Origin of the sequence: Mycobacterium sp. 050128, from assembly GCF_036409155.1 — a bacterium.
Classification (GTDB): domain Bacteria; phylum Actinomycetota; class Actinomycetes; order Mycobacteriales; family Mycobacteriaceae; genus Mycobacterium.
Genome location: NZ_JAZGLW010000001.1, coordinates 3,570,091 through 3,595,074, shown reverse-complemented (window position 1 = coordinate 3,595,074; position 24,984 = coordinate 3,570,091). Strand labels below are relative to the sequence as shown.

The window sequence follows — 24,984 nt, the reverse complement described above, 5'->3', positions numbered from 1 at the left end:
ACGGCGGGACGCCCCGGCGTGTCGGCGCCCTGAGCGCACCCTCGACGCCACCAGCGCGCAGCCGGCTACGAAGGGCCGGGTAATCCGTACTGCGCGGCTACCCCGTTGAGCAGCAGAGTGATTCGCTCATCGAAAGAGGAGTCGCCGAATGGGTCGTAGTGTGACGCGGCGATAGCGCGCAGGGTCGGATAGTCCTCGGGTGCGCTACGGGCGGTCAGGCCGAAGATCCGCGCCAGCCAGGGCTGACCCCGCTCGGCTTGAATGCGCTCGCGGTGGGTTTCGGTGACCGTCCCCATCGCCAGCGCCGTGACCGCCGCCCACACCGACATCGCCTGGTCGGGCTCGAGGCCCTGAGCCCGCAACGCCTCGAGCGCGTGGGCGATGTACTCGAGCTGCCCATCGTCTTTGACTCCCCCGCTGAGGAACTTCTCCAGCAGGGCGGGCTCCGCGGACAAGGCGGTGCGGATGTAGGCGGCATAGGTGCGCAGCCATTGCGCCCAGTGCTGCCCTTCGTAGCGGGGTGGCGGATTGCCGGCCAACGCGTGCTGGGCTGCGACACGCAGCAGTTCGTCCTTGTTCTTGACGTGGTGGTAGAGCCCGGGCAGGCTGACGCCGAGCCGCTCCGCGACGCGTCGCATGGTGGCGTTCGCGGTACCCAGTTCCAGCACCGCCTCGGCGATGGCCGCACGATCGATGCTCGGCGGACGACCGCGCCGCGGTGCGTTCTGTCTCATACCGATGCCGCCAGACGTTCGTCGCTGTTCTCGGTACCGGGTTCGGCAGCGCACACCTGGCACGGCACCCCGTTGACGGCGTGGGTATTGCTCGGAACGTCGATCACGTCGATCGGGTTGAGCAAGTTGTTGTTGACCCCGGGATGAGCGTTGGCCGTGGCGAGCTGGGTGCCGGGCAGGCCGTGTCCCCAGCCGTGCGGCAGCGACACCACTCCCGGCATCATCTCGTCGCTGACTTCGGCCGCGACGGTCACCGCACCCTCCGACGTGCTGACCCGCGCCGGCTGACCGTCGGCCAGGCCGATCCGCGCCGCGTCGTCGGGATGGATCAGCAGCGTGCAGCGATCCCGGCCACGCATCAGCGACGCGACGTTGTGCAGCCACGAGTTGTTCGACCGCAGGTGTCGCCGGGAGACCAGAACCATGGCCGGCTTCGGTCGTTCCAGCCGCGCCGCGAGCCGGGGAACGTCGTCAGCCAGCCGGGCATGGAACAGCTCGACCTTGCCCGACGGGGTGCACACCGACTCGTCTAGGCGACCGCCCTCCAGCTCAGCCAAGCGGATGCCGTCCGGGTGTTCGCGCACTTTGGCCAGCGTCAGGCCGTCGGGGTTCTCACCGAACCGGTCACCCCATGGGCCCACGCGAATCCCCAAGTCCGCCAACCGCTTCGGCCCGCGATCGGGCAACGCCCGCAGTAGCGCTTCGGCGTCACATCCGGTCAGCGGATTACCGGGCAGCCCCGACATCGTGGCGATCAAACCGCCGACGTAGAGGTCGTCGAGTGCGCTCACGTCGACCTCGCCGACCGGCGTGCCGAACATCGCACCGCCCAGGCGGATCAGCAGCTCCCACTCGCCCGGCCGATCGGGCTCGGGCTCGAAGACGGCGTCCGACCACTTCACGCAGGACGCCACGGAATACATCCAATACAAGTCGTCGATGTGCGAGCGCTCCAGCGGCGACAGGCCGGGCAGGATCACGTGGGCGTGCCGGGTGGTCTCGTTGAGCCAGTTGTCGATCGCGATCATCGCGTCGAGCCCGGCAAGGGCCGAGGACAGCCGCCCCGCGCCGGGAGCCGATACCGCGGGGTTGCCCGCGACGGTGATCAGTGCCCGCAGCCGGCCCGGCCCGGGATTGTCGATCTCCTCGGCGAGGCACCCAATCGGGTACTGCCCCAGCACTTCCGGTACACCGCGCACGCGGCTGCGGAAACGGCCGAACTGCCACCCCTCACCGTCCTGGTCGGGTGGCTTGGTGAACATCGGCGACCACACCGGGGGCTTGGGAAACACCGCGCCACCGGCGCGGTCCAGCGCTCCCAGGGCGGTGTTGATGACGAACACCAGCCACGTCGCCAGGGTGCCGAATTCCTGTGTGCAGGCACCGATTCGGCTGTACAGCACCGGATTGTCAGCGCGCGCAAGCTCTTCGGCGAGGCGGCGGATCGTTGTCGGCGCGATGCCGGTGACCGGCCCGACGCGTTCGGGGGTGAACGGCTCGGCCAGCGCGACGACGTCGTCGAGACCCACGACGCGGTCGCGCAGGTGTTCGGGACGGCGGACCCAACCGTTTTCGCGCAGCGTGCGAAGGATCGCGAACAGCAGCAGCGCGTCGGTGCCGGGCTGAATCGGCACCCATTCGCTGGCGCGGCGCGCGGTGTCGGTGCGGCGCGGGTCCACGACCACGACGCGTCCGCGCGCCCCGATGTCGGCCAGCAATCCCATGATGTCGGGCGCGGACAACATCGATCCCTGAGATGCCGACGGGTTCGCGCCCAGGATCATCAGGTGATCGGTGCGGGGCAGATCGGGAATCGGCGCGTTCCACATCGTCCCGAAGACCAGCGTTCCCACCACGTTCAGCGGCCACTGGTCGACGGTGCCCGGGGAGTAGTAGGCCTGCATGCCGGCCGCCTGGGCGAAGCCGATCAGCGCCCCGATGTGGGTGGCCAGCGCGTGGTTGTGGGCGACCGGGTTGCCGACGTAGACCGTCAGGGCCCTGGCGCCGTCGGTGTCGAGCACGGGCCGCAGCACTCGTTCTGCCTCGGCGAAGGCGTCGTCCCAGGACACCTCCGTGTGGCTGCCGTCGGGCCGACGGACCAGCGGTCGACGCAATCGATCGGGGTCGGTGTGAATGTGGTTGAGCGAGGTGCCTTTTGGACACAGATGCCCTCGCGACCACACATCGTCGGGGTTGGCGCGGATGCCTTCGACGCGGCCCCGGCTGACCTGGACACGCAGCCCGCACATCGCCTCACACAACGGACAGGTGACCTTGTGCTCGACCATCGTCGCTCCCGCCAGCCGATTTCATACGATTTTTGATAATTGTTATGAAAAGGCGTCGCGGGTGTCAATGACGCCGGTCGTCGGCTCTGCATCCATCGTGCGCGGCTGGGTGTGCGCTGACGGTGGGCTGCGCCGGCGCGTCGGCGCCGCCAGTGCACACTCGACGCCGCCAGTGCGCACTCGACAGAGCGGCTAGTAGTTCAGCCCGGAGAACATGACCCGGCCTGGGTCGAACTTCTGTCGCACGGCCGACAGCCGGGACAAGTTCTGGCCGAAATAGCGCGACGCCGGCTGGTTGGCCTCGATGTAGTTCACATAGCCGCCAACCGAATACGGCCGAACCGCCTGGTGTGCCGTGCTGAGCCAATTGGTCGCCGCCGCCGGGTCGCCCGTTTCGACGTACCACTGCACCAGCGCTGCCTGCTGACGCCACGGATAGGCGGTCGCATTCGGCGCGACGGTGGCCAGCGCGCCGTCCAGGGCGTGCATGATGGCCAGCATCCGGCCGGCGCCGCGCGGAAAAGCGTTGACCGCGGCGGCGATTCCCTGGGCGGCGGCCGGGGTGAGGCTCTGGAAGACATCCGACCCGCCGACGTAACCCAGCGGCTGCGGGTTCAGGTTGTTGACCGCCAGATACCGGACCAGGTCCATGCGATTGAACGTGTGGTTGTCGACTCCGCTCGGCTGGATGCCGACCGCCGAGGTGATGGCCTTGGCGACGCTGGGACCCGACCCGGCCGGGCACGTCGCGAGAATGCGGCACGCCGTGCCCATCCCGTCGGTGGTGCTGTCCGCCAGTGCCCAGCTGTTGCGGTCCGCGGTGCGCAACCAGTTCGCCCAGCCGACGAGCACCTGCGCGAACGACTGCGGCGGGAAGTTGAGGTTGACGGCGTCGACGTCCTGGGTGGGGAACGTGTTGAAGGTCAGCGAGGTGGTCACCCCGAAGTTGCCGCCCCCGCCACCGCGCAGCGCCCAGAACAGGTCCGGGTTGCTGTTGGCCGACGCGGTGACCGCCTGGCCGCCGGGAAGCACCACCTGAGCCGAGGTCAGTTGGTCACAGAGCAGGCCGGCATGCCGGGAGTCGGCACCCATCCCGCCGCCCAGCGCGTGTCCCGCGGCGCCCACCGATGGGCAGGTACCCGTCGGCAATCCCCGGCCGGCACCGGCCAGCGTCTCGTGCATCGAATACAAACTCGTCGCCGGCGGCACGGTGACCTGCCCGGTGGCGGCGTCGTAGTTGACTCCCCCGGGCAACTGACGCAGGTCAAAAACCATGGCGCCGTTAGCCGTCGACGCGCCGATATAAGAGTGGCCACCACTGCGCGGAGCGACCTTGAGGTGATTGGCGGCGGCGAAGGCCATCGCCTTCTGCACGTCCGCCGCCGAGGTCGGAGTGACTATCGCCGCCGGGGTCAGGCCGTTGTAGTTGGTGTTGAACACCTGCTTGGCCGAGCCGAATTGCGGGCTGTCCGGCAGCAGCACCTTCCCGCCGAGCGCAGACGAAAGACCTTCCCAGCCAGTCGCATTCGGCGCAGCGGCCGCCGGCGCCGAGCCGAATCGGCCCGTGCCGAATACCGCGCCGGCCGCCAACGTCCCGGCGGCGCCGCGCAGAAACGTCTGCCGCGAGATCTCACGCGCCATCGTCGGACTCCCGCGATTGCGTCATGCCCGCATTGTTAAACCGCGTGATCGGCGGCGGCGCCCGGCGTGCGGCGGCATAACCGAAACGAGCCCGAACCGTTACCGCCGCCTGACCAAACGCTGGCAGTGATTCCCCGCGCCGCCGGCCCGGGCTTAAGCTAGTGCTCGGTCGCGTCCACAACGGCTACCGTGAGGCAAGGAGCGAGCGATGGAGCAAGGTTTGTACGGACTGCTGACCATCGTCGCCCTGGTGCTGGCCCTGGTCTTCGCCGCCTTTGCTGCCGTGCACGTCAAACGCCTGGGAGACCGACCTGCTACCCCGATCAGCGACGAAATTGGCATCGCCCGAGCGGTCACCACAAAAGTGCGTAAAGGCGAACCGATGTCGCGGGAAGAACTGGACTACGCGAAGCAAATCGTGGCCGATCGCAGCGCCTTGATGACGTTCAGCATCCCCGGCGCCTTGTTCTCGGTGGGTTGCTTTTACGTGTTCGGGAGCCTTTACCACTTGCATGGAGCGACGCCGTCGGAGCGGACCTTCCTCGGGGTGTTCCCCATGCTCGCTTCCCTGAACTTCACGACTCAGATTCTGCGCAGCGCGAGGCTGAAAAGGCGTCTGCGCAAAGTGTCGTGAGCAACGGCATGGGTTCGGCTCGTACCCGCTCTAACGGGCCTTTTCACGCACCGACAGCGCCATGAGCAAACCGGCATGGTCACATCGACTCGGGCTGCCCTCGGCCCAACGGGACCGATCCCCGTTGCCGTGAACCCCGGCGGGTGGCAACGTCCGTGGTCATCGTGTTCTCGTATTGGCGCAAAGCCGCTACTCTTGACCATCAGTTCATCGCATTGGGCACATGACCGTCTACTATTTGGGCGGCGCAAGGTGGGGATGAAATGAGAGCGCAAGGCCTGAACCGGAGTCCGAAAAGGTGATCGAGTGAGCCCTCGTTCAGTCGGCAGGACCGTCCTGGCACGAGTCTGGATGCCTTTGGTTGCCGTCGTTGCGCTCACCGTGGGAGGCGTGGCCATGTGGAAGGTGCACGAATTCTCCGATCCCCCGCCTGTCATCACCGTCAATCCTCCGGCGGCGCCGCCGGAGTTCAGTATCAAACGGCTCACCTACGAGTTGTTCGGCAACGTCGGGCAAGGCGGGATGCTCGTCTGGGTGGACGTCAACGGACATCCGCATCGGGTGGATCTCACGACCCTGCCGTGGTCGCACACCGAGTCGACCACCCTGACCGTGGTGTCCGGCAGCATCTCGGCGCAGGTTCAGGGCGGCCAGGTCGGCTGCCGGCTGCGGGTGAATGGCGTTGTCCGCGCTGAACAGTCCGATAACCATCAGGACGCGCACGTCTTTTGCCTGGTGAAATCCGCATGAGCGAGCATCGGTCGGAGCCGGTAGCGAAGCGACCTTTCGTTCCCAGAATGGTCCGCGTCTTCGCGATACCGATCATCGCGTTTTGGGCGCTGCTGGCCGTGTCGACGAACACCTTCATGCCGCAGGTGGAGAGGGTCGCAGAAGAACTCGCCGGGCCGGTAGTCCCGCACTACGCGCCGTCGCAGCGGGCGTTGCTGTCCATCGGTGCGAAGTTCCACGAGTCCAATTCGACCAGCTTGGCCATGATTGTGCTGGAAGCCGACCGGCCGCTGGGCGACGCGGATCATCAGTACTACGACGATCTGATGCGCCGGTTCAAGCAAGACCCCAAGCATGTGCAGTACGCCATGGATCTGTGGGGCAAGCCGATCACCGCGGCGGGCGCGCAGAGCCTCGACGGCAAGTGCGCATACGTGCTGTTGCGTCTGGCCGGCGATATCGGCCAGATGCAAGCGAATGAATCCGTTGCGGCCGTTCGGGATATCGTCGCGAAGGACACGCCGCCACCCGGGCTCAAGGTTTACGTCAGCGGCGCCGCACCGCTCGCCTCGGACACGGTAGCTATTGCGAATTCGAGCCTGAACGACATCACGATTGTGACGATCTTTCTGATCATCGGGATGTTGCTACTGGTGTACCGCTCCGTCGTCACCCTGTTTGTGCCGTTGGCCGGAGTTCTGTTCGAGATGCTGGTCGCCAAGGGCGTTATCGCAACCCTCGGTCATCTTGGGTACATCGAACTCTCGTCATTCGCGGTGAACATCGTCGTCGCGCTGACCCTGGGAGCGGGCACGGACTACGGCATCTTCTTGATGGGCCGCTACCACGAGGCGCGACATGACGGCGAAGGCAGGGAGCAGGCGTTCTACACCGCATATAAGAGCGTCACGCCCGTCATCCTCGGGTCGGGACTGACGATCGCGGGAGCCTGCTACTGCTTGACTTTCGCGCGACTCAACTACTTCCACACCATGGGGCCGGCGGTCGCGATCAGCATGCTGTTCACCATCGCCGCCGCGCTGACGCTCGGGCCGGCCTTCTTGACCGTCGGCAGCCTTTTTGGGCTCTTCGATCCGAAAAGCAAGGCCAAGGCGCATCTGTATCGACGGATCGGGACGAGCGTCGTCCGATGGCCGGTGCCAATACTGGCCGCCAGTACCGCCGCCGTCATGCTCGGCGCGATCTTCGTGCCGACGTACCGCCAGAACTACGACGACCGTCAGTACCAGCCACACAATTCCCCCGCCAATCTTGGTTTCCAGGCGGCGGATCGGCACTTCCCGAAGAGCAAGCTGTTTTCCGAGATGTTGATGATCGAGTCGGATCACGACCTGCGAAACTCGGCCGACTTCATCTCGTTGGACCGCGCCGCCAAGGCTCTCGAACGCCTTCCCGGCGTCGCGATGGTGCAAAGCATCACCAGGCCCATGGGTCGAGCTTTGGAACATGCCCATATCCCCTACCTGTTCACCACACAGGGCAGCGGTCTCGGCCAACAGCTCCCGTTCAGCCAGCGGCAAAACGCCAATACCAGCGAGCAGGCCGAGATCACGCAGCACACGGTCGCGGTCTTGCGCAAGGAGATTAGCTTCTTCCAGACGATGTCGGACGAGATGCACAAGACGGTCCTCACGATGGAGGACATGCAAAAGGTCACCGACGAGTTGAGGTCGAACCTTGCCAACCTCGAAGACTTCTTCCGGCCGATGCGCAGCTATTTCTATTGGGAGAAGCACTGTTTCGACATTCCGGTCTGTTACGCATTCAGGTCGTTGTTCGAGTCGATCGACGGCCTCGACAAGATGGCCGACGACATCAAGGACGCCGTAGCCTCGCTCGAGGTCATCGACAGGACCTTGCCGCAAATCATCACGCAGCTGCAACTCACCGCCGACGACTCGGAGGCGTTGGCCAATCTGTTGGTCAACACCTACGGTCAGTCGTCTCTGCAGACCACCCAGACCGACCAGACATTCGACGACCAGATCAATGTCGGGCTCGACTTCGACCAGTCCCGCAGCGATGACTTCTTCTATATCCCCCACGAGGGTTTCGACAACGACGACGTCAAAACCGGTATGCAGCTGCTGATGTCGCCGGATGGCAAGGCTGCCCGAATCATCGTCACCCACGAGGGAGATGCCAATGGCCCGGAGGGTGTGCAGCACGTCGAACAGTTCCCCAACGCAATAACGGTGGCGCTCAAGGAGACCTCGCTGGCCAGCTCGAAAGTTTATATCGGCGGTTCCGGCGCAACCAATAAGGACATCAAGCAATACGCCGCGTCCGATCTGCTTATCGTGGCGATCGCCGCCTTCGTGCTGATCTTCTTGATCATGTTGTTCCTCACGCGAAGTCTGATGGCTGCCTTGGTCATTCCGCTGACGGTGGCCTTCTCTTACGCCGGCGCGTTCGGGCTTTCCATACTCGTTTGGCAGCATCTCATCGGCCTGCCGCTGCACTGGCTGATATTGCCGCTCACGTTCATCATCCTGGTGGCGGTCGGTTCTGACTACAACCTGCTGTTGATCCTTCGCGTCAAAGAGGAGCTGCACGCCGGAATCCACACCGGTCTGATCCGCGCGCTCGGAAGCACCGGCGGTGTGGTGACGTCCGCGGGCCTGGTGTTCGCGTTCACGATGTTGGCAATGCTGACAAGCGATCTGCGAACGATCGGCCAGGTGGGTTCCACCGTGTGCATCGGCCTGCTGCTCGACACCCTGATCGTGCGGTCGTTCGTGGTGCCGTGCATTCTGCGCATTCTCGGGCCATGGTTCTGGTGGCCGACCCTGGTACGCACCCGTCCGCTGCCGCAGGCACAAACCACCTAGCGCTTCATTGGGCGGTCCAGCCACCGTCGATCGAGTAGCTGGCACCGGTGATGGTGGCGGCCGCATCGCCGGCCAGAAAAACCGCAAGTGCGCCAACATCTTCCGGGCGGGTAAAGCGGGCCATCGGCTGCTTGTCGGCCACGAAATCTTGCTTGGCCTCGTCAAAGGACTTTCCCGCTGACTTGGCGAACTCTTCGATTTGCTGCTCGATCAGGGGGGTCATCACCCACCCGGGACAGATCGCGTTGCAAGTGATGCCGTGGTCGGCGGTTTCGATCGCCGCCACTTTGGTCAGCCCGACAACGCCGTGCTTGGCCGCGACATAGGCCGACTTCTCGGCGCTCGCGACAAGGCCGTGCGCCGAGGCGATGTTGATGATTCGGCCCCAGCCGCGCCGTTTCATCCCGGGCAGTGCGCACCGAGACGTGTGGAAGACAGCCGACAAATTTGTCGCGATCACCGCGTCCCACTTCTCGACCGGAAAGTCCTCCAGCTTCGCCACGAACTGGACGCCGGCATTGTTGACGAGGACATCGACCGATCCGAAGGTCCGTTCGGCGCCGCCGATCATCTCGGCGATCTCGACCGGCTTGGTCACGTCGGCGCCCGAATAGGCCGCCGTCACCCCGAAAGTCTCTTCGATACCGGACCGCTGCTGCTCGACAGCCTCCGGGTCACCGAAGCCATTGAGGGTCACGTTCGCTCCCTCGGCGGCGAAGGCCCGTGCGATCGCAAGACCTATACCCGACGTGGAACCCGTTACAACGACCGACTTTCCGTGGATCATCGCCTCACTCTCCCCTTCCGGCCGCATCTCGGCCGTCGGAGGTGATTATCCGTATTCTCCTGGATCGCGATTGCGGAGGTGGATGCCCCGTGCCCGCCCTCATCGTCACGAATCTGCACGTGGTGATGTGCTGTGTGCTGTGCGCCGTAACCGGTGCGCAATGCTGGGCTGCGATGTTATGAGGGAATCGGACCCTCTGCACTGCCCTCCGTGCACCAGGAGAGACCGGACTTTGCCCGCCGATCAAGGCTTGTGCACGCCTTCGCGACAACTACCTGCTCCACCTGCGCCCGTTAATCCAGCAGCTCTACCTCCCAGTTGGAGCGTTGGATCCGCACGTCTAGCTCACGGAGCTCGCGCGCCAGCACGTCGGCCTGGGCGCGCAATTCGGCGACGGGTAATGCCGACTGCATTTTCAGCTCGGACCGCAGCTGCCGCGAGTAGCTGGGCTGGTTGGTGCCGGCGGCCGCATCTGCCGCCACCGTCACCACATAGTGACGGTGGCGCAACGCGTCCCGGCGTGCCAACGCATCGGTCAGGGTGCCATCCGCATCGATCGCGGTGGCAGCGTTGGTGCGATTGATACGCCGGATCAGAGTTTCGAACTCATCCAGCACCTCGCCGACTTCGGCCAGCAGCGCCGACGCGTCCTCGGCCGGCTCTTCGCCTTCCTGGTATCGAGCGTTGTTCACGATGCGAGTGCGTAGCTGCTCGATCCGCCGCGCCGCAGTCGCCCGAAGCGACAACGCCTCTGCGAGCTTCACGTTCCTACTCCTTTGTAATTGCCGCGCCGATTTGTACTTGCCGCACCGACAAAGCCGCCGCATCGCGGCGGCCGGGACCACTAGCATCATGGACCGGCTCGGTTTGGCTGGCAATTCACCTTTCCAAGCCGGTACCCGACTGCGCCGCGTCACGGGCGAATGGCTATGCGCGCCAACCCATCGCGGCTGCCTTGCTTGGTGATCGTCGGCTCGCGTGGAGGCGCACCGAACGATCCCGCATGGGTGTACAACTTGCGGGCCAATCCGCGCGCGCGCATGGAGATAGGCACCGAAACGTTCGCTGCCACGGCCCGGGAAAACCTGGGTGCGGAGCGCGATTCGCTGTTCGACGAGGTGGTGTCCAGGTCGCCCAATTTCGGGGTTTACCAGACCAAGACCACGCGCGTCATCCCGGTGTTCGCACTCCAGCGCAGTACCTGACCGGCCGAGAAGGCCCTCCGCCAGCTCACGTTCCGCTTCGAGCACGTCAGCCAAAGCTGCCATTGACGAATGTCACCATTTGCGGTTGACTCCGTTGCATGGCGGACATCGTTCCGGCCCGTGGGTCATTGCGGTCCCGCGGCGCGGCGGCGGTAAGCACGTACACCCTGCGACCGTTCAGCGGGCTGGTGCCGCCCGAGCGGGCGTGGGGAATCTGGCTGTCGCGGCAGATGATCGCGCGTGTCATGGGCACCTTCGGCCCCCCGCTGTCGGGCACCCGCGTTGAACTGGTCGACACGAGACTGCCCGACGGTCGCCGGGTCAAGGGTGAATGGGTGTACGGGCCCCGGACGCCGACGAGCGAGACCACGCGTTCGTCGACCAAAGCTGAGCCGATGGGCGCCGGCTCTTCTCGCGGGCAAGCCCGCTCGTCGACCGTCACCGAAGCCATCTACTACGTGCACGGCAGCGGCTATGCCGTGTGTTCGCCAAAGACGCATCGGCGCTTGACATCCTGGCTGTCATCGCTGACCGGGTTACCGGTGTTCAGCGTCGACTACCGGCTGGCGCCACGGCACCGCTTCCCTACCGCCGCCGACGATGTCCGGGCGGGCTGGGACTGGCTGGTGCACACCTGCGGCGTACCGGCGAAACATATTGTGATCGCTGGTGATTCGGCGGGCGGCCACCTTACGGTCGACATGCTCTTGCAGCCCGACGTCGCCGCGAAATCCCCCGCCGCACTGGTGCTGTTCTCGCCGCTGATCGACATGACGTTCGCGCTCGCGCTCGCTCGCGAGAAGATTCGCCCCGATCCCGCCATCCGGGTGCGCGACGCGGCCCGCCTGGTCGCGCTGTATCACCCGGGCATCGAACTCACCCATCCCCGGTTGACGCTCGACGTCGCCGGCGGAACCATGCTGCCCCCCACCCTGGTTCAGGCCGGCGGCGCCGAAATGCTGCAGGACGATGCGCGGCGGCTGGCCGCCGACATCCAAGCGGCGGGCGGGCGCTGCGAGCTACAGGTGTGGCCGCACCAAGTCCATGTGTTCCAAGCACTTCCGCGCATGACACCCGAAGCCGCAAAGGCCATGGCCTACGTTGCGCGGTTCATCGCCCACGCGTTGCAAGATGCCCGCGTCGTCGTCGACGAGGTGGGCTGACGATGCTCGGACCACTGGACAAACTGCTCGGCACCTCGAAGACCACCAGCCACAGCGCATTGGCCGTGGTGACCGGGGCCGGCAGCGGCATCGGCGCCGCGTTCGCCGTCGAACTCGGCCGACGCGGCGGCACGGTGGTGTGCAGCGACATCGACGAAGCCGCCGCGCAAGAGACCGCCGACGCGATCGCCGAGCACGGCGCGAAGGCGATCGCGATCCGCTGCGACGTTTCGCGGATCGACGACGTTCGCGCGCTCGCCGAACAAGCACGGTCCTTCTTCGGGGCCGCGCCCACCCTGGTCATCAACAACGCCGGTGTCGGTGCCGGCGGCGCAGCCATCGGCGATGTGCCCCTGGACGATTGGGTGTGGACGCTGGGCATCAACCTGTGGGGCCCGATTCACGGCTGCCACGTGTTCACCCCGATCCTGCGTGAGGCCGGGCCCGCGCACGCCCCACGAGGCATCATCAACGTCGCCTCGGCGGCGGCGTTCGGTGCCGCACCCGGCATGGCTGCCTACAACGTCAGCAAGGCCGGCGTGCTCTCGCTTTCCGAAACGCTGGCCGCCGAATTGTCCGGCACCGGCATCCGGGTCACCGTATTGTGCCCGACGTTCGTCAAGACCAACATCGTGGAATCGGGCCGGATCAGCGAGGAATCCAGTGACCTCGCCAACAAACTGATGCGCTGGACCGGGTTCTCGGCGCAGAAGGTCGCCCGCGTCTGCCTGGATGCTCACGATCGCGGTGAGCTCTACTGCATGCCACAACTCGACGCCAAGATCGGCTGGAACATCAAACGTCTTGCGCCCCAGGCCTATACCCGCGTGGTTGGCCTGGTGTCGCGGGCAAATATGCACTGATAAACACAAGGGGAAGGGGGCTGCTGGTGGCCATCGACATGGAAGCCATGCTTGCCAAGATCAAGGATCGCCAGTGGGCACTCGCCGATATCGATTGGGACGCACCGGGAGCCGACACCATCAAGCCCGAGTTTCGGCCCAAGCTCAGGGCCTTCATGGCCGACCTGTGCTGGATCGAGAACATCGGCGCCCGGGGATTTGCGGCGCTCGCCAAGAAGGCACCGAACCCCACCATCGCCGAGATCTACCGGTATTTCCACGCCGAGGAGCAGCGGCATGCCAACGCCGAACTCGCGCTGATGAAACGCTGGGGCATGCTCGACGACGGCGAGATCCCCAAGCCCAACGTCAACATCAAGTTGGCCATCGAATGGCTGGACACCTTCGCCGACGACATGCCGCTGTCGGTGCTGGGCACCGTGATCCCGATGCTGGAGGTCGCACTCGACGGCGCGCTGCTGAAGTTCCTTCTCGACACCGTGGAGGACCCCGTCTGTCATCAGGTGTTCGAGAAGATCAACAACGACGAATCCCGGCACATCGCGGTCGATTTCGAGGTGCTGGAAATGATCGGCAACGCCAGCGCGCGGCGGCTCGCCATCGAATTCGTCGGGCGCTTCGCGTCCCCTGGTCTGATCCTCGGCATGCTGATGTACGTACCGCTGCTGAACCGCATCCGCAACGAGATGGCCGGGATGGGCATGGATTCGGAGCGGCTCTTCAACGCGGTCAACCGTTTCAAACAACTCGGCGACCGGGGTGAACGCACCCGGCGGGTGCCTACCTACAAGTTGCTCAAGCGCCACGGCATGTGGGTGGTCAACCCGAGGCACCCCTATCAACTGCTGGCCAACTCCATGGTGTGGCTGTCGGATTTCTATCCCAAGCCGCTACTGAGGCCGGCACCGACCTGGTCGAAGGAACTCACCCACGACCCGGCGGCGTGATGATGGCAAACGACCACACCTACGCAACGCTGATCATCGGCGCCGGCTTCACCGGACTCGGTACCGCAATTCGATTGGCCGAGGCCGGAATTACCGACATCGTCATACTGGAGCGCGCCGACCGGGTGGGTGGAACCTGGCGCGACACCACCTATCCGGGAGCCAGCTGCGACGTTCCGTCGCTGCTGTACTCCTACTCGTTCGTGAAAAACCCGACGTGGTCGCGGACGTACTCACCCGCCCCCGAGATCTGCCGCCACCTCGAAGACATGGCGACCAAGTTCGACATCCGTCCGCACATCCGTTTCGGACACGAGGTCAACGATCTGACCTTCGACGAGGACGCCGGACTGTGGACGGCGAAGACCAAGAACCGCAAGAAATTTCGTGCCCGCACCGTCGTGTTGGCCTCCGGCCCGCTCTCGGATGTCAGCTTCCCGAACATCCGGGGTCTGAACACCTACCACGGACACAAAATCCATAGTGCCCGCTGGGATCACGACTACGACTTCACGGACAAGCGCGTCGCCGTCATCGGCACCGGCGCCAGCGCGATCCAGATCATTCCCGAACTGGTCAAGCGGGCTGGGTTCGTCAAGGTGTTCCAGCGCACCCCGGGCTGGGTGCTGCCCCGCCTCGATATGGCGACCCCGTCGGCCGTGCAAGCCTTGTTCGCCAAAGTGCCTGCCGTCCAACAACTTGCCCGCCAGGCGCTGTTCTGGGGCCACGAAGCCAGCGCCACGGCCCTGGTGTGGGATACGCCGCTGACCTCACTGGTGGCGCGACTCGGCCAGGCCCATCTGCGTGCCACCGTCAAGGACCCGTGGCTGCGCCGGCAGCTGACCCCCGATTTCGCCCCCGGCTGCAAGCGGATGCTGGTCTCCAGCGACTACTACCCCGCGCTGCAGCGCGACAACTGCAAGCTGATCTCCTGGCCGATCGCGACGCTGAGCCCCGTCGGCATCCGCACCAGCGACGGCATCGAACACCACCTCGACTGCATCGTGTTCGCCACCGGGTACGACGTCCACCTCACCGGCCCGCCGTTCGCCGTCACCGGCCTCGGCGGACGGTCGCTGGCCGACGAATGGGCCGACGGCGCACAGGCTTACAAGAGCATCAACGCGCACGGCTACCCGAACCTGTTCTTCATGACCGGTCCCAACTCCGGGCCGGGCCACAACTCGCTGCTGGTCTACATCGAGGGCCAACTCGATTACGCGGTGCGCGGCATCCGCACCATCCTCGACGACGACCTGCGCTATCTCGACGTACGCGAAGACGTCCAACTGCGCCACAACGAGAACATCCAGCGCCGGCTCACCAAGACCACCTGGATGTCGGGTTGTCGCAGTTGGTATCTCACCAAGGACGGGTTCAACGGCTCGATGTACCCAGGTTTCGCGACCCAGTATCTGCGCCAGATGAGCGATTTCCGCTATGCGGACTACCAGGCGGTGGCGCGCGGGGCGACCGCACGCGTCACCTCGTCGGCCTAGGCTGACGCACTGAGATGGCCCAGAAACCGGAGCCCGGCACGATCGCCAGCGTCCTGTACAACGTGCGACGGGCGCCCAAACGCGTTCGGCGCCAATCGCGGGACTTCATCGACACCGCGGTGTCGCAGCTGTTCGACGCGGCTGCGCGTCACCCGAACGGTGACGCGGCGTCCGGGGAGTACCGGATCGACGACCTGGCCCGGCTGGCCGGCACCACCACCCGCAACATCCGGGTCTACCGGGATCGCGGGCTGCTGCCGCCGCCATTGCGGGTCGGGCGCATCGCCTTGTTCAACGACACGCATCTCACCCGGCTGCGGCTGATCACCTCGATGCTCGACCGCGGCTACAACATCGCCCATGTGCGGGAAATGCTGGGCGCCTGGGAAGAGGGCAAGAGCCTCGGCGACGTGCTGGGCCTCGAGACGGCCATCGTGGGCAGCTGGACCACCGAGAAGCCCGAGACCATGCCACTCGCCGACGCCCAGCGGCTCGTCGACGACCCGACCGGATTCGACCGGCTGGTCGCCTTGCAGGTAATCCGCGTCGACGGCCAGCAAGCCACCGTGACCCGGCCCAAGCTGATCGACGCGTTCAACGAGATCCGGGGCTACGGCGTCAAATTGGCGAAGCTCGTCGACCTGCACGAGCAAATCGTGCCCGAGATCGACAAGATCAGCGACCTGTTGGTACGCGCGGGCGCCGAACACGTCATCGACAAAATCAAACCCGGCCAGGCGCTGCCCGCGGATGCCGAGATCGCCGAGTTGATCACGATGCTGGTTCGGTTCCGCACTCAGGCGGTGGCGACCGTCACCGCAACGCTCGCGTCGTCGATCGAATCGAACATCGAGTCGTTGGCCGGCCGCATCCTGACCGACTACCTCGAACGCTCACCTGAAGCCGTAACCGAGGCGCCGCCCGACGAGTTGTCGGCACGCCGGCGCAAGGCCAACTAACGCGCAATCAGATACGGCGCCAGCGGGGACAGCTTGTCGCGGGTTTCCTCGAATTCACGCTCGGCCCGCGAGTCGGGGTCTCCCGGGTGCTGCGCGCGGATCGATCACGCCTGGATTTAATCCGGCATCGCGCTTTCGGAGGAGCCGCGCGACCCTTCGCCCGAGTTCGGCGTCCGCCCCGGTTTCCGCAGGCAGCGGCGGCGAAAGTCATTGCATGGGCGCCGGGCGGAGGGATCTATCCGGAGGCATCGCGAGGCCTAGACGTTTGCCCCTGGTTCACCTGCTCAGCGCATAAGAAAGGGCTACCATGGCTGTGTTCCCCGTACCATCATTGGCTCCGACGCGGACTGCATGGGGGGCTCGCCAGGCCGACCGGCGCGGAGAAGGGGGTAGTCCGGGTGAACCTCTGCCCAAAGGCTTTGAACCGCCGCAGCATTCCGACGCCGGACGAACCGCGCCGGATGTTTGCCACGGCCCCTGACAGAAAAACGTAACGAAAGTTTAATCCGGCCGGTGCGGACGACCCAGCAAATGCCCGATCGCGATTAAAACCCATCGACTGAGAGGAACGTTATGTTCGTGATCAGGCTCGCGAACGGTGAGGAAGTCCACGGATCCGACGGCGACGAACTCGAAATTAACCAGGAAACAGGCGTGCTTACGGTTTCCCGGGTCGACGGATTCGAAGAAATTACGACGCATTACTCGCCGTCCGCATGGCTGTCGGTGACCCACCGCAAACGGGGCGCCGGCGTCCGGCCCTCGCTAATATCCGGTTGAGCGGCGACACGCTAATCCTGACAGTAAATGCACAGCAAACTCACACCAGATTCCCGCTAATCCCCCCATACCCGGTCCTACCAGCACCGCTGTGAGCACGGGTTTTGGGATGCGCAACCATTTCGGCGCGGCTTGGAACGGCATCCACAATTCGGGTCTGATCCGAGTGGCGGTCTGGCAGCGGCAGAGCTAAATTTTCCACGGTCGTCGGGATGTTCGTGGTAGCCCCCGCTTGCGGATGGTGCTTCGCCCGGGCCACCGGCCGGAAAAGAGAGGCACCAATGCTGCAAGAGTTCTGGCATAACTTCACGCATAACCTGTTCAAACCGCTTCTGCTTTTCTTCTACTTCGGATTCCTGATTCCGATCTTGAAGGTGCGATTCGAGTTCCCCTATGTGATCTATCAAGGCCTCACCATGTACCTGCTGCTGGCTATCGGCTGGCACGGTGGTGAGGAACTTGCCGAGGTCAATGCCTCCAGCGTTGGGGCGATCGTCGGATTCATGGTGTTGGGCTTCATCGTCAACTTCGTGATCGGCATCGCCGCCTATTACCTGCTCGGTTGGCTGACCAAATTGCGCAGGATCGACCGGGCGACGGTCGCCGGCTATTACGGGTCGGACTCTGCCGGGACGTTCGCCACCTGTGTGGCGGTCCTGGCCGCGGTGAACATCGCCTTCAATGCGTACATGCCGGTGATGCTGGCCGTCATGGAGATTCCCGGCTGCCTGGTGGCGCTCTACTTGGTGGCTCACCTGCGGCACCGGGGAATGGACGCGGCCGGCAACATGGCCGACGAGCCGGGCTACGCGCCGGTCAAGGTCGGCGTCGGGCCCGGCACCGCGGCACGGCCACCGCAAGGCCAGAGCCTGGAGACCGAGCGCGCGATAGAAGAGGAACTCGAGCTCTCGCTGGAAAAGGGCGAGCGCACAGACGAACTCGACGTCAGCCCGGGCGTGCAGCTCACCGCGAAGAAGCCGTCCATCTTCTCCCGCGAGCTGTTCCGGGAGGTGTTCCTCAACCCCGGGTTGGTGCTGCTGATCGGCGGGATCGTGATCGGCCTGATCAGTGGTCTGCAGGGCCAAAAGGTCGTGCAGGACGACGACAAGTTCTTCGTCATGGCATTCCAGGGCGTGCTGTGTCTGTTCCTGCTCGAGATGGGCATGACGGCCTCGCGCAAGTTGAAGGACCTGCGAACGGCGGGGCCCGGGTTCATCTTCTTCGCGGTGCTGGCCCCGAATGTCTTTGCCACGCTGGGGATCATCATCGCCTGCTGCTACGCGAGCCTGACCCACACCGACTTCAAGACGGGCACCTACGTGCTGTTCGCGGTCTTGTGCGGCGCGGCGTCCTACATCGCGGTGCCGGCGGTGCAGCGATTGGCAATCCCCGAAGCGAGCCCGACGCTGCCGTTGGCCGCGTCACTGGGTCTGACGTTCTCCTACAACGTCACGATCGGCATCCCGCTCTACATCGAGATTGCCCGCGTCGTCGAAGGGTGGTTCGGCGTTTGACGCCGTCACCCCAGCAGGGTCCGCACGACCGCGTCGGCCAATAACCGGCCGCGCGGGGTGAGGACCAGCCGGTCGCCGTCGGCCACCAACAAGCCGTCGGCGACCACGGTTTCTGCTCGTTCGCGTTCGGCGGCGTTCAGCCCCTCCAACGGAAGTCCTTGGCGCATCCGGGTTTTCAGTAACACGTCCTCGGTGTGCAATGCCTCGGCGTCCAGCTGCTCGAAGCCCGCGACGGGTAGCGCGGAATCCGCCAGTATCTCCGCGTATGCGTTGGGGTGCTTGACGTTCCACCAGCGCGTCGCGCCGACATACCCGTGCGCACCCGGCCCCGCACCCCACCACTGGCCACCGTCCCAGTAGCCGACGTTGTGCCGGCACTCCCCGCCCGGCCGCGACCAGTTCGACACCTCGTACCAATCGAAACCGGCCGCCGACAGGCGCCCGTCGAGCAGCTCGTAGCGGTGGGCCAGCACGTCGTCGTCGGGTGCGGACAGCTCACCGCCGCGGACCCGGCGCGCCAGCGCGGTCCCCTCCTCGACGACCAGCGCATACGCGGACACATGGTCGACACCGGTCGCGATCGCGGTATCGACCGAGCGCAGCAGCTCGTCGTCGGTCTCCCCCGGCGTGCCGTAGATCAGGTCGAGGCTGACGTGTTCGAAGCCCGCCTCCAGTGCCTCGCGGGCCGCGGCCGCCGACCGGTTCGGCGTGTGGATCCGGTCGAGGACACCCAGCACGAACGGGGACACCGACTGCATGCCGAGCGACACCCGGGTGTACCCGGCCGCTCGGGCGGCCTCGAAGAAGTCCGGCCAGGCCGATTCCGGGTTGGCCTCCGTGGTGACCTCGGCGTCCGGCGCCAGCACGAAGTGCTCGCGGACCATGTCGAGCAGCGCGACGATGCGCGCAGGGCCCAGCAAGGACGGCGTCCCGCCGCCGACGAACACGGTGTTCACCGTCGGCGCATCCAGCCGTTCGGCGGCCAGCGCCAACTCGGTGCGCAGCGCCTCCAGCCAGGCATCCGGGTTGACGCCGCCCAGCTCGGCCGGTGTATAGGTGTTGAAATCGCAATACCCGCAACGGGTGATGCAGAACGGAACGTGGAGGTACACCCCGAACGACTGCCCAGGACTCCGCTGTATACCGGGAAACTCAACCGGTGCCGCGCGAAGGGCCATGCACCAAATGATTGCACGTTCGCCGGGGCACACCGTCTGCTCGACCAGGGCGCGGGTGAGCAAATTCACCCGGCGCTTGGCGCCCCGGCGTCGGCCACCTCGGCACTGTCGCGCGCGGACGCGATCGGCGCTGTTCACCCGGTCCGTCAGCCCGAGTGACCACGTCAGACGCTGAGTGCGCGGGCCTCTCAGGGGTTTCTCGGTTTTGTCTATCCGATTACCCAGGATTACGGGGTAGTTTTGCTCACCGTGAGGGCAAATTTGACCTGGTGGCGCTGGCCGCCTGCATCCATGGCAGAATGGGCGCGTGACCGCCGCCCAGCCCAGCCAGCGCATTGCGCTAGTGGTTCGCCGGCACATCGATCTCAAACGTGTCTGCAGCTGTAGCTGTCCGGCTTGATGTCGTAGACCCGCCCACCTGTACGTCCAGCTGGCGCCGGATCTGCGCCCGCCGTCATTGACCGGTGCGTCGCGCGTCCACGCCTGCACAGCCCGCGAAGGAGATCTTCGAATGACCACAGCCCGTCCCGCCAAGCCCCCTCGAAGTGAGGGCCAGTGGGCACTGGGAGAGCGCGAGCCGCTGAACCCCAACGAGGAGTTCAAGCAGGCCGGTCCCCCGCTCGAAGTGCGCGACCGCATCTTGAACACCTACGCCAAGGACGGCTTCGACAGCATCGAAAAGAACGACCTCCGTGGCCGGATGCGCTGGTGGGGTTTGTACACCCAGCGTGAGCAGGGTTACGACGGCAGCTGGACCGGCGACGAGAACATGGACAAGCTCGAGGCCCGGTACTTCATGATGCGGGTGCGCTGCGACGGCGGCGCCCTGTCGGCCGGCGCCCTGCGCACGCTGGGCCAGATTTCCACCGAGTTCGCCCGCGACACCGCTGACATCTCCGACCGGGAGAACGTGCAATACCACTGGATCCGGGTGGAGGACGTCCCCGAGATCTGGCGGCGGCTCGCCGAGGTCGGATTGCAGACCGCCGAGGCGTGCGGCGACTGCCCGCGCGTGATTCTGGGCTCACCGCTGGCCGGTGAGTCGCTCGACGAGGTGCTCGACCCGACCTGGGCGATCGACGAGATCGTCAAGCGCTACATCGGCCAGCCCGAATTCGCCGACCTACCGCGCAAGTACAAGACCGCGATCTCGGGTTTGCAGGACGTGGTGCACGAGGTCAACGACATCGCGTTCATCGGCGTCAACCACCCCGAGCACGGCCCCGGTCTGGACGTGTGGGTCGGCGGCGGGTTGTCCACCAACCCGATGCTGGGCCAGCGCCTCGGCGCCTGGGTGCCGCTCGAAGAGGTGCCCGAGGTATGGGCCGCGGTCACCTCGGTGTTCCGCGACTACGGGTACCGGCGGTTGCGCGCCAAGGCGCGGCTGAAGTTCCTGCTCAAGGACTGGGGCGTAGAAAAGTTCCGCGAGGTGCTCGAAACCGAGTACCTCAAGCGGCCTCTCATCGACGGCCCGGCCCCCGAGCCGGTCACGCACCCGATCGACCACGTCGGAGTGCAGCGGCTCAAGAACGGCCTCAACGCGGTCGGCGTCGCCGCGATCGCGGGCCGGGTTTCCGGCACCATCCTTTCCGCGGTGGCCGACCTGGCCGAGCAGGCGGGTTCGGACCGGGTCCGGTTCACCCCCTACCAGAAGCTGGTCATCCTCGACATCCCCGACGACAAGCTCGACGAGTTCGTCGCGGGCCTCGAGGCGCTGGGGCTGCAAGCGAACCCATCGCACTGGCGCCGGAACCTGATGGCCTGCACCGGGATTGAGTTCTGCAAGTTGTCGTTTGCCGAAACCCGGGTCAAGGCACAGACTCTGGTACCAGAGCTGGAGAAGCGGCTCGAAGACATCAACTCGCGACTCGACGTGCCGATCACCGTCAACATCAACGGCTGCCCCAACTCGTGTGCGCGCATTCAGGTCGCCGACATCGGCTTCAAGGGCCAGATGGTCGACGACGGCGATGGAAACTCGGTCGAGGGCTTCCAGGTGCATTTGGGCGGCAGCCTCGGGCTGGACAGCGGATTCGGTCGAAAGCTGCGCCAGCACAAGGTGACCAGCGACGAGCTGGGCGACTACATCGATCGGGTGGTGCGCAACTTCGTCAAGCACCGCAGCAGCGGAGAGCGGTTCGCGCAGTGGGCACTTCGCGCCGAGGAGGGCGATCTGCGATGAGCACCGAAACAACCGACCCCGAATACGCCGCACTGCGTGAGCTGGCCGCCCGGGGCGCGGCCGAACTCGAGGGCGCCAGCGCCACCGAGCTGTTGCGCTGGACGGATGAGAACTTCGGCGGTATCAACGGTCCGCGCGGCTGGGCGACCTGCAATTACATCGTCGCCTCCAATATGCAGGATGCCGTGCTGGTGGATCTGGCGTCCAAGGTGCGCCCCGGCGTGCCGGTGCTGTTCCTGGACACCGGCTATCACTTCGTCGAAACCGTCGGCACCCGTGATGCGATCGAATCCGTCTACGACGTCCGGGTTCTCAACGTCACGCCAGAGCACACGGTGGCCGAGCAGGACGAACTGAAGGGCAAGGACCTGTTCGCGCGGGACCCCGGCGAGTGCTGCCGGCTACGCAAGGTCCTCCCCCTGGGCAAAATGCTGCGTGGTTACTCCGCCTGGGTGACCGGGCTGCGCCGGGTCGAGGCACCGACGCGCGCGAACGCGCCACTGATCAGCTTCGACGAGGCATTCAAGCTGGTGAAGATCAACCCGCTGGCGGCGTGGACGGACGAGGACATGCAGAACTACATCGACGAGCACGACGTGTTGGTCAATCCGCTTGTCTACGAAGGCTATCCGTCGATCGGCTGCGCTCCCTGCACGGCCAAGCCCGTCGAGGGCGCCGACCCGCGCAGCGGGCGCTGGCAGGGGCAGGCCAAAACCGAATGCGGGCTGCACGCGTCGTGACGCGCGGGCGACGATGCAGTGGGGGCACCCCCAGCCGCGCAGCGGCGAGGGGGACGTAGCGATGAGGTGGGGGCACGCCCCCACAAGTGGGAGGTGCCCCCACCCGCTTGTGGGGGAGAGTGGCGCCATCAAGCCTGCCCTCGTCCTGACCGCACACGGCAGCAAGGATCCACGGTCGCGGGCCAATGCCCGGGCCGTCGCCGACGAGGTGGTGCGCTTACGGCCGAATCTGGATGTGCGACTGGCGTTCCTGGAACACAGCTCACCGAGCCTGGCCGACGTACTCACGGCGCTGGATGGACCGGCGGTCGTCACCCCGCTACTGTTGGCCAACGCGTACCACGCTCGCGTCGACATCCCCGCCCAGATCGCCAATTGTGTTACGGCACAACAAGTGTGGCAAGCACCGGTGCTCGGCGAGGACGACCGGCTGGTGTCAGTGCTGCGGCGGCGCGTGACGGAGCTGGGCGTCTCGCACCTCGATGACAGCGTCGGTGTCCTCGTCGTGGCGATCGGTACCTCCGACTTGGCGATGAACGCGCGCACCGGCCGGGTGGCACCAAAGCTGTTGGCGGGCACGTCCTGGGCGGGGGCAACCACCACGTTCGCCACCCAACAGGAACGGTCGCTCTCCGAAGCGCTGGGCAGGTTGCGCCGCCAGCACGCCCAGCGGGTGGTCGTCGCGCCGTGGTTCCTGGCGCCGGGACTCATCCCCGATCGGGTGCAGAGATTCGCCGCCAAGGCCGGCATCGAGATGGCCGCCCCGCTGGGAGCCCACCGTTTGGTGGCCGAGACGGTGCTGGATCGCTTCGCCGCGGCGACCGCCGACCAGATCGCGGCCTGACAGTACGTCACGTCGCCTGCCGCACTAACATGGCGCAATGGGCGATCGCGGCGCGCACGGCCTTGCCGAGCACCTGGCCGGCCTGCCGCACTTCCACGTCGTTGCCCTGAACCGGAACAACGAGGTGATCTACAGCGACGGCCTGACTTGGCCGGGCGCCGAAGGATTCGCCGCGGACCTGATTTCACCGGCGCCGGGCGCCCCGGTCCCCGAGGTGGAACTCGAAGCGGTGTGGATCATCGAAACCGATCCGCGGAGGTGCCCCTTTGCCCACGGCGACGACACCGCCGAATCAGACGAGCTGACGGTCACCGAATACATCGAGCGGGTGACCCAGCAACCGCCCTACTGGGCTGCGGGGCCGTAGTCAGGCCGAGGTCAGTGTGCTCTGATCTTCGCCTGCCGGAACGGCATCCGCGATGATGGGCGGCACCCGGGTGGCGCGCACGTAGACGGTGTCCCCGTCCTTGAGGGCCAGCGCCTCGGCGTCGCCTCGGGTGATTTGGGCGGTGAAACTGCCGCCGGTGGCCGCGCTGGTCAACTCGACGCGCACCTCGAATCCCAGTGCCACGACGCGGTCGACGGTAGCGCGGACGACTCCGATGGATTCGGCGGTGCCGTCACCCCCGGCGACCGCCATCTCGGGATTGCGGCCGACCCGAATGTCATGCGGGCGAACCAAACTGCCGTTCAGTGTCGAAACCGCACCGAGGAACGACATGACGAACGCGTTCGCGGGAGCGTCATAAACCTCGGTCGGGGACCCGACCTGCTCGATACGGCCCTTGTTCAGCACCGCGATCCGATCGGCGACGTCGAGCGCCTCGGCCTGGTCGTGAGTGACCAGCACCGTGGTGACGTGGACCTCGTCGTGCAGGCGGCGTAGCCAGGCCCGCAGATCCTCGCGAACCTTGGCGTCCAGCGCCCCGAACGGCTCGTCGAGCAACAGCACCTGCGGGTCGACGGCCAACGCGCGGGCAAGCGCCATGCGCTGTCGCTGACCGCCGGAGAGCTGGTTAGGGTAGCGACCCTGAAATCCGCTGAGCCCCACGACTTCCAGCAGGTTGTCGACCTTCTCCTTGATTTCGGCTTTAGGCCGCTTGCGAATCTTCAATCCGTACGCGACGTTGTCGCGGACCGTCATGTGCTTGAACGCGGCATAATGCTGGAACACGAATCCGATGCCGCGCCGCTGCGGTGGCACCCGGGTGACGTCACGGCCGTTGATCGTGATCGTGCCGGTGTCGGGCTGGTCGAGACCGGCGATGGTGCGCAGCAGGGTCGACTTCCCCGAACCGCTGGGGCCGAGCAGGGCCGTCAGCGAGCCGGTGGGGACCACGAAGTCCACATGGTCCAATGCGACGAAATCGCCATAGCGTTTGTTGGCGTCGCGCACGGTGATCGCGAGGTCGCCCGTTTTCGCGTCGGTCATGTCCGAATCTCCT

At 65.6% G+C, this 24,984-nt stretch carries 22 protein-coding genes; 15 read left to right on the top strand and 7 right to left on the bottom strand.

Annotated elements, in window-relative coordinates:
- Positions 1 to 65: 65 nt before the first annotated feature.
- The 3 genes from SKC41_RS17160 to SKC41_RS17150 all read right to left on the bottom strand — a co-directional run bounded on the left by SKC41_RS17160 (position 66) and on the right by SKC41_RS17150 (position 4,663).
- Positions 66 to 734 (bottom strand): TetR family transcriptional regulator, encoded by a 669-nt coding sequence (locus SKC41_RS17160; RefSeq protein ID WP_330978661.1) that lies wholly within the window; start codon positions 732 to 734, stop codon positions 66 to 68.
- Positions 731 to 3,022 carry a molybdopterin-dependent oxidoreductase gene (locus SKC41_RS17155; protein ID WP_330978660.1) on the bottom strand — a complete coding sequence of 764 codons (2,292 nt, stop codon included), beginning with the start codon at positions 3,020 to 3,022 and terminating at the stop codon, positions 731 to 733. The genes SKC41_RS17160 and SKC41_RS17155 overlap by 4 nt, the downstream gene beginning before the upstream one ends.
- 192 nt (positions 3,023 to 3,214) lie before the next feature.
- Positions 3,215 to 4,663 carry an FAD-binding oxidoreductase gene (locus tag SKC41_RS17150; protein ID WP_330978659.1) on the bottom strand — a complete coding sequence of 483 codons (1,449 nt, stop codon included), beginning with the start codon at positions 4,661 to 4,663 and terminating at the stop codon, positions 3,215 to 3,217.
- Between the two features lie 208 nt (positions 4,664 to 4,871).
- Between SKC41_RS17150 and SKC41_RS17145 the strand changes: the two genes are divergently transcribed.
- From SKC41_RS17145 to SKC41_RS17135, 3 genes are all read left to right on the top strand, one after another.
- A complete protein-coding gene (locus SKC41_RS17145; protein WP_330978658.1) occupies positions 4,872 to 5,297 on the top strand; it encodes a hypothetical protein in 426 nt (141 codons plus the stop codon).
- A 351-nt stretch (positions 5,298 to 5,648) separates the two neighbouring features.
- Entirely contained in the window at positions 5,649 to 6,047 is a 399-nt protein-coding gene (locus tag SKC41_RS17140) for an MmpS family transport accessory protein (RefSeq protein ID WP_330978938.1), read from the top strand.
- Entirely contained in the window at positions 6,044 to 8,878 is a 2,835-nt protein-coding gene (locus tag SKC41_RS17135; RefSeq protein ID WP_330978657.1) for an MMPL/RND family transporter, read from the top strand. Before SKC41_RS17140 ends, SKC41_RS17135 begins: the two co-directional genes overlap by 4 nt.
- A 4-nt stretch (positions 8,879 to 8,882) precedes the next feature.
- Here the strand turns inward: SKC41_RS17135 and SKC41_RS17130 are convergent, their stop codons facing one another.
- Together SKC41_RS17130 and SKC41_RS17125 are read right to left on the bottom strand one after the other, a co-directional pair.
- A complete protein-coding gene (locus tag SKC41_RS17130; protein WP_330978656.1) occupies positions 8,883 to 9,665 on the bottom strand; it encodes a 3-hydroxybutyrate dehydrogenase in 783 nt (260 codons plus the stop codon).
- Between the two features lie 293 nt (positions 9,666 to 9,958).
- Positions 9,959 to 10,429, bottom strand: coding sequence for a DIP1984 family protein (locus SKC41_RS17125; protein ID WP_330978655.1), 471 nt, complete (start codon positions 10,427 to 10,429; stop codon positions 9,959 to 9,961).
- A gap of 159 nt (positions 10,430 to 10,588) precedes the next feature.
- Here SKC41_RS17125 and SKC41_RS17120 point away from each other — a divergent pair, with 159 nt between their 5' ends.
- From SKC41_RS17120 to SKC41_RS17085, 8 genes are all read left to right on the top strand, one after another.
- On the top strand, positions 10,589 to 10,870 hold the full coding sequence (locus SKC41_RS17120) for a nitroreductase/quinone reductase family protein (RefSeq protein WP_330978654.1): 282 nt from the start codon (positions 10,589 to 10,591) through the stop codon (positions 10,868 to 10,870).
- 98 nt (positions 10,871 to 10,968) lie between these two features.
- A complete protein-coding gene (locus SKC41_RS17115; protein WP_330978653.1) occupies positions 10,969 to 12,033 on the top strand; it encodes an alpha/beta hydrolase in 1,065 nt (354 codons plus the stop codon).
- 2 nt (positions 12,034 to 12,035) lie between these two features.
- Positions 12,036 to 12,896, top strand: a complete 861-nt coding sequence (locus SKC41_RS17110) for an SDR family NAD(P)-dependent oxidoreductase (protein ID WP_330978652.1) — start codon at positions 12,036 to 12,038, stop codon at positions 12,894 to 12,896.
- 26 nt (positions 12,897 to 12,922) lie between these two features.
- Positions 12,923 to 13,843 carry a ferritin-like domain-containing protein gene (locus tag SKC41_RS17105; RefSeq protein WP_330978651.1) on the top strand — a complete coding sequence of 307 codons (921 nt, stop codon included), beginning with the start codon at positions 12,923 to 12,925 and terminating at the stop codon, positions 13,841 to 13,843.
- A complete protein-coding gene (locus SKC41_RS17100) occupies positions 13,840 to 15,342 on the top strand; it encodes a flavin-containing monooxygenase (protein ID WP_330978937.1) in 1,503 nt (500 codons plus the stop codon). The genes SKC41_RS17105 and SKC41_RS17100 overlap by 4 nt, the downstream gene beginning before the upstream one ends.
- Before the next feature lie 14 nt (positions 15,343 to 15,356).
- Complete coding sequence (locus tag SKC41_RS17095) at positions 15,357 to 16,301, top strand: MerR family transcriptional regulator (RefSeq protein ID WP_330978650.1); 945 nt, start codon at positions 15,357 to 15,359, stop codon at positions 16,299 to 16,301.
- Between the two features lie 573 nt (positions 16,302 to 16,874).
- Positions 16,875 to 17,081 carry a hypothetical protein gene (locus SKC41_RS17090; protein ID WP_096289182.1) on the top strand — a complete coding sequence of 69 codons (207 nt, stop codon included), beginning with the start codon at positions 16,875 to 16,877 and terminating at the stop codon, positions 17,079 to 17,081.
- A 281-nt stretch (positions 17,082 to 17,362) separates the two neighbouring features.
- Positions 17,363 to 18,595 carry a sodium-dependent bicarbonate transport family permease gene (locus tag SKC41_RS17085; protein WP_330978649.1) on the top strand — a complete coding sequence of 411 codons (1,233 nt, stop codon included), beginning with the start codon at positions 17,363 to 17,365 and terminating at the stop codon, positions 18,593 to 18,595.
- A gap of 5 nt (positions 18,596 to 18,600) precedes the next feature.
- On the opposite strand, the gene hemW is transcribed toward SKC41_RS17085, so the two are convergent.
- The gene (gene hemW, locus SKC41_RS17080) at positions 18,601 to 19,773 is read right to left on the bottom strand and encodes a radical SAM family heme chaperone HemW (RefSeq protein ID WP_330978648.1); all 1,173 of its coding nucleotides are present in this window, start codon (positions 19,771 to 19,773) and stop codon (positions 18,601 to 18,603) included.
- Positions 19,774 to 20,284: 511 nt separating this feature from the next.
- Here hemW and SKC41_RS17075 point away from each other — a divergent pair.
- The 4 genes from SKC41_RS17075 to SKC41_RS17060 are packed head-to-tail and all read left to right on the top strand — an operon-like array spanning position 20,285 to position 23,906.
- On the top strand, positions 20,285 to 21,955 hold the full coding sequence (locus tag SKC41_RS17075; protein ID WP_330978647.1) for a nitrite/sulfite reductase: 1,671 nt from the start codon (positions 20,285 to 20,287) through the stop codon (positions 21,953 to 21,955).
- The gene (locus SKC41_RS17070) at positions 21,952 to 22,695 is read left to right on the top strand and encodes a phosphoadenylyl-sulfate reductase (protein ID WP_330978646.1); all 744 of its coding nucleotides are present in this window, start codon (positions 21,952 to 21,954) and stop codon (positions 22,693 to 22,695) included. Before SKC41_RS17075 ends, SKC41_RS17070 begins: the two co-directional genes overlap by 4 nt.
- Before the next feature lie 13 nt (positions 22,696 to 22,708).
- Entirely contained in the window at positions 22,709 to 23,539 is an 831-nt protein-coding gene (locus SKC41_RS17065; RefSeq protein ID WP_442931638.1) for a sirohydrochlorin chelatase, read from the top strand.
- A gap of 37 nt (positions 23,540 to 23,576) precedes the next feature.
- On the top strand, positions 23,577 to 23,906 hold the full coding sequence (locus SKC41_RS17060) for a hypothetical protein (RefSeq protein WP_090603970.1): 330 nt from the start codon (positions 23,577 to 23,579) through the stop codon (positions 23,904 to 23,906).
- On the opposite strand, the gene SKC41_RS17055 is transcribed toward SKC41_RS17060, so the two are convergent.
- Entirely contained in the window at positions 23,907 to 24,971 is a 1,065-nt protein-coding gene (locus SKC41_RS17055; RefSeq protein ID WP_330978644.1) for a sulfate/molybdate ABC transporter ATP-binding protein, read from the bottom strand.
- Between the last annotated feature and the right edge of the window lie 13 nt (positions 24,972 to 24,984).

What these genes read in the sequence shown, in the direction of transcription:
- SKC41_RS17075 (WP_330978647.1), top strand. Translation starts at nt 20,285, where the DNA reads ATGACCACAGCCCGTCCCGCCAAGCCCCCTCGAAGTGAGGGCCAGTGG.
- SKC41_RS17135 (WP_330978657.1), top strand. Translation starts at nt 6,044, where the DNA reads ATGAGCGAGCATCGGTCGGAGCCGGTAGCGAAGCGACCTTTCGTTCCC.
- SKC41_RS17140 (WP_330978938.1), top strand. Translation starts at nt 5,649, where the DNA reads ATGCCTTTGGTTGCCGTCGTTGCGCTCACCGTGGGAGGCGTGGCCATG.
- SKC41_RS17110 (WP_330978652.1), top strand. Translation starts at nt 12,036, where the DNA reads ATGCTCGGACCACTGGACAAACTGCTCGGCACCTCGAAGACCACCAGC.
- SKC41_RS17055 (WP_330978644.1), bottom strand. Translation starts at nt 24,971, where the DNA reads ATGACCGACGCGAAAACGGGCGACCTCGCGATCACCGTGCGCGACGCC.
- SKC41_RS17090 (WP_096289182.1), top strand. Translation starts at nt 16,875, where the DNA reads ATGTTCGTGATCAGGCTCGCGAACGGTGAGGAAGTCCACGGATCCGAC.
- hemW (WP_330978648.1), bottom strand. Translation starts at nt 19,773, where the DNA reads ATGGCCCTTCGCGCGGCACCGGTTGAGTTTCCCGGTATACAGCGGAGT.
- SKC41_RS17120 (WP_330978654.1), top strand. Translation starts at nt 10,589, where the DNA reads ATGGCTATGCGCGCCAACCCATCGCGGCTGCCTTGCTTGGTGATCGTC.
- SKC41_RS17060 (WP_090603970.1), top strand. Translation starts at nt 23,577, where the DNA reads ATGGGCGATCGCGGCGCGCACGGCCTTGCCGAGCACCTGGCCGGCCTG.
- SKC41_RS17085 (WP_330978649.1), top strand. Translation starts at nt 17,363, where the DNA reads ATGCTGCAAGAGTTCTGGCATAACTTCACGCATAACCTGTTCAAACCG.
- SKC41_RS17070 (WP_330978646.1), top strand. Translation starts at nt 21,952, where the DNA reads ATGAGCACCGAAACAACCGACCCCGAATACGCCGCACTGCGTGAGCTG.
- SKC41_RS17145 (WP_330978658.1), top strand. Translation starts at nt 4,872, where the DNA reads ATGGAGCAAGGTTTGTACGGACTGCTGACCATCGTCGCCCTGGTGCTG.
- SKC41_RS17150 (WP_330978659.1), bottom strand. Translation starts at nt 4,663, where the DNA reads ATGGCGCGTGAGATCTCGCGGCAGACGTTTCTGCGCGGCGCCGCCGGG.
- SKC41_RS17130 (WP_330978656.1), bottom strand. Translation starts at nt 9,665, where the DNA reads ATGATCCACGGAAAGTCGGTCGTTGTAACGGGTTCCACGTCGGGTATA.
- SKC41_RS17160 (WP_330978661.1), bottom strand. Translation starts at nt 734, where the DNA reads ATGAGACAGAACGCACCGCGGCGCGGTCGTCCGCCGAGCATCGATCGT.
- SKC41_RS17065 (WP_442931638.1), top strand. Translation starts at nt 22,709, where the DNA reads ATGCAGTGGGGGCACCCCCAGCCGCGCAGCGGCGAGGGGGACGTAGCG.
- SKC41_RS17115 (WP_330978653.1), top strand. Translation starts at nt 10,969, where the DNA reads ATGGCGGACATCGTTCCGGCCCGTGGGTCATTGCGGTCCCGCGGCGCG.
- SKC41_RS17155 (WP_330978660.1), bottom strand. Translation starts at nt 3,022, where the DNA reads ATGGTCGAGCACAAGGTCACCTGTCCGTTGTGTGAGGCGATGTGCGGG.
- SKC41_RS17095 (WP_330978650.1), top strand. Translation starts at nt 15,357, where the DNA reads ATGGCCCAGAAACCGGAGCCCGGCACGATCGCCAGCGTCCTGTACAAC.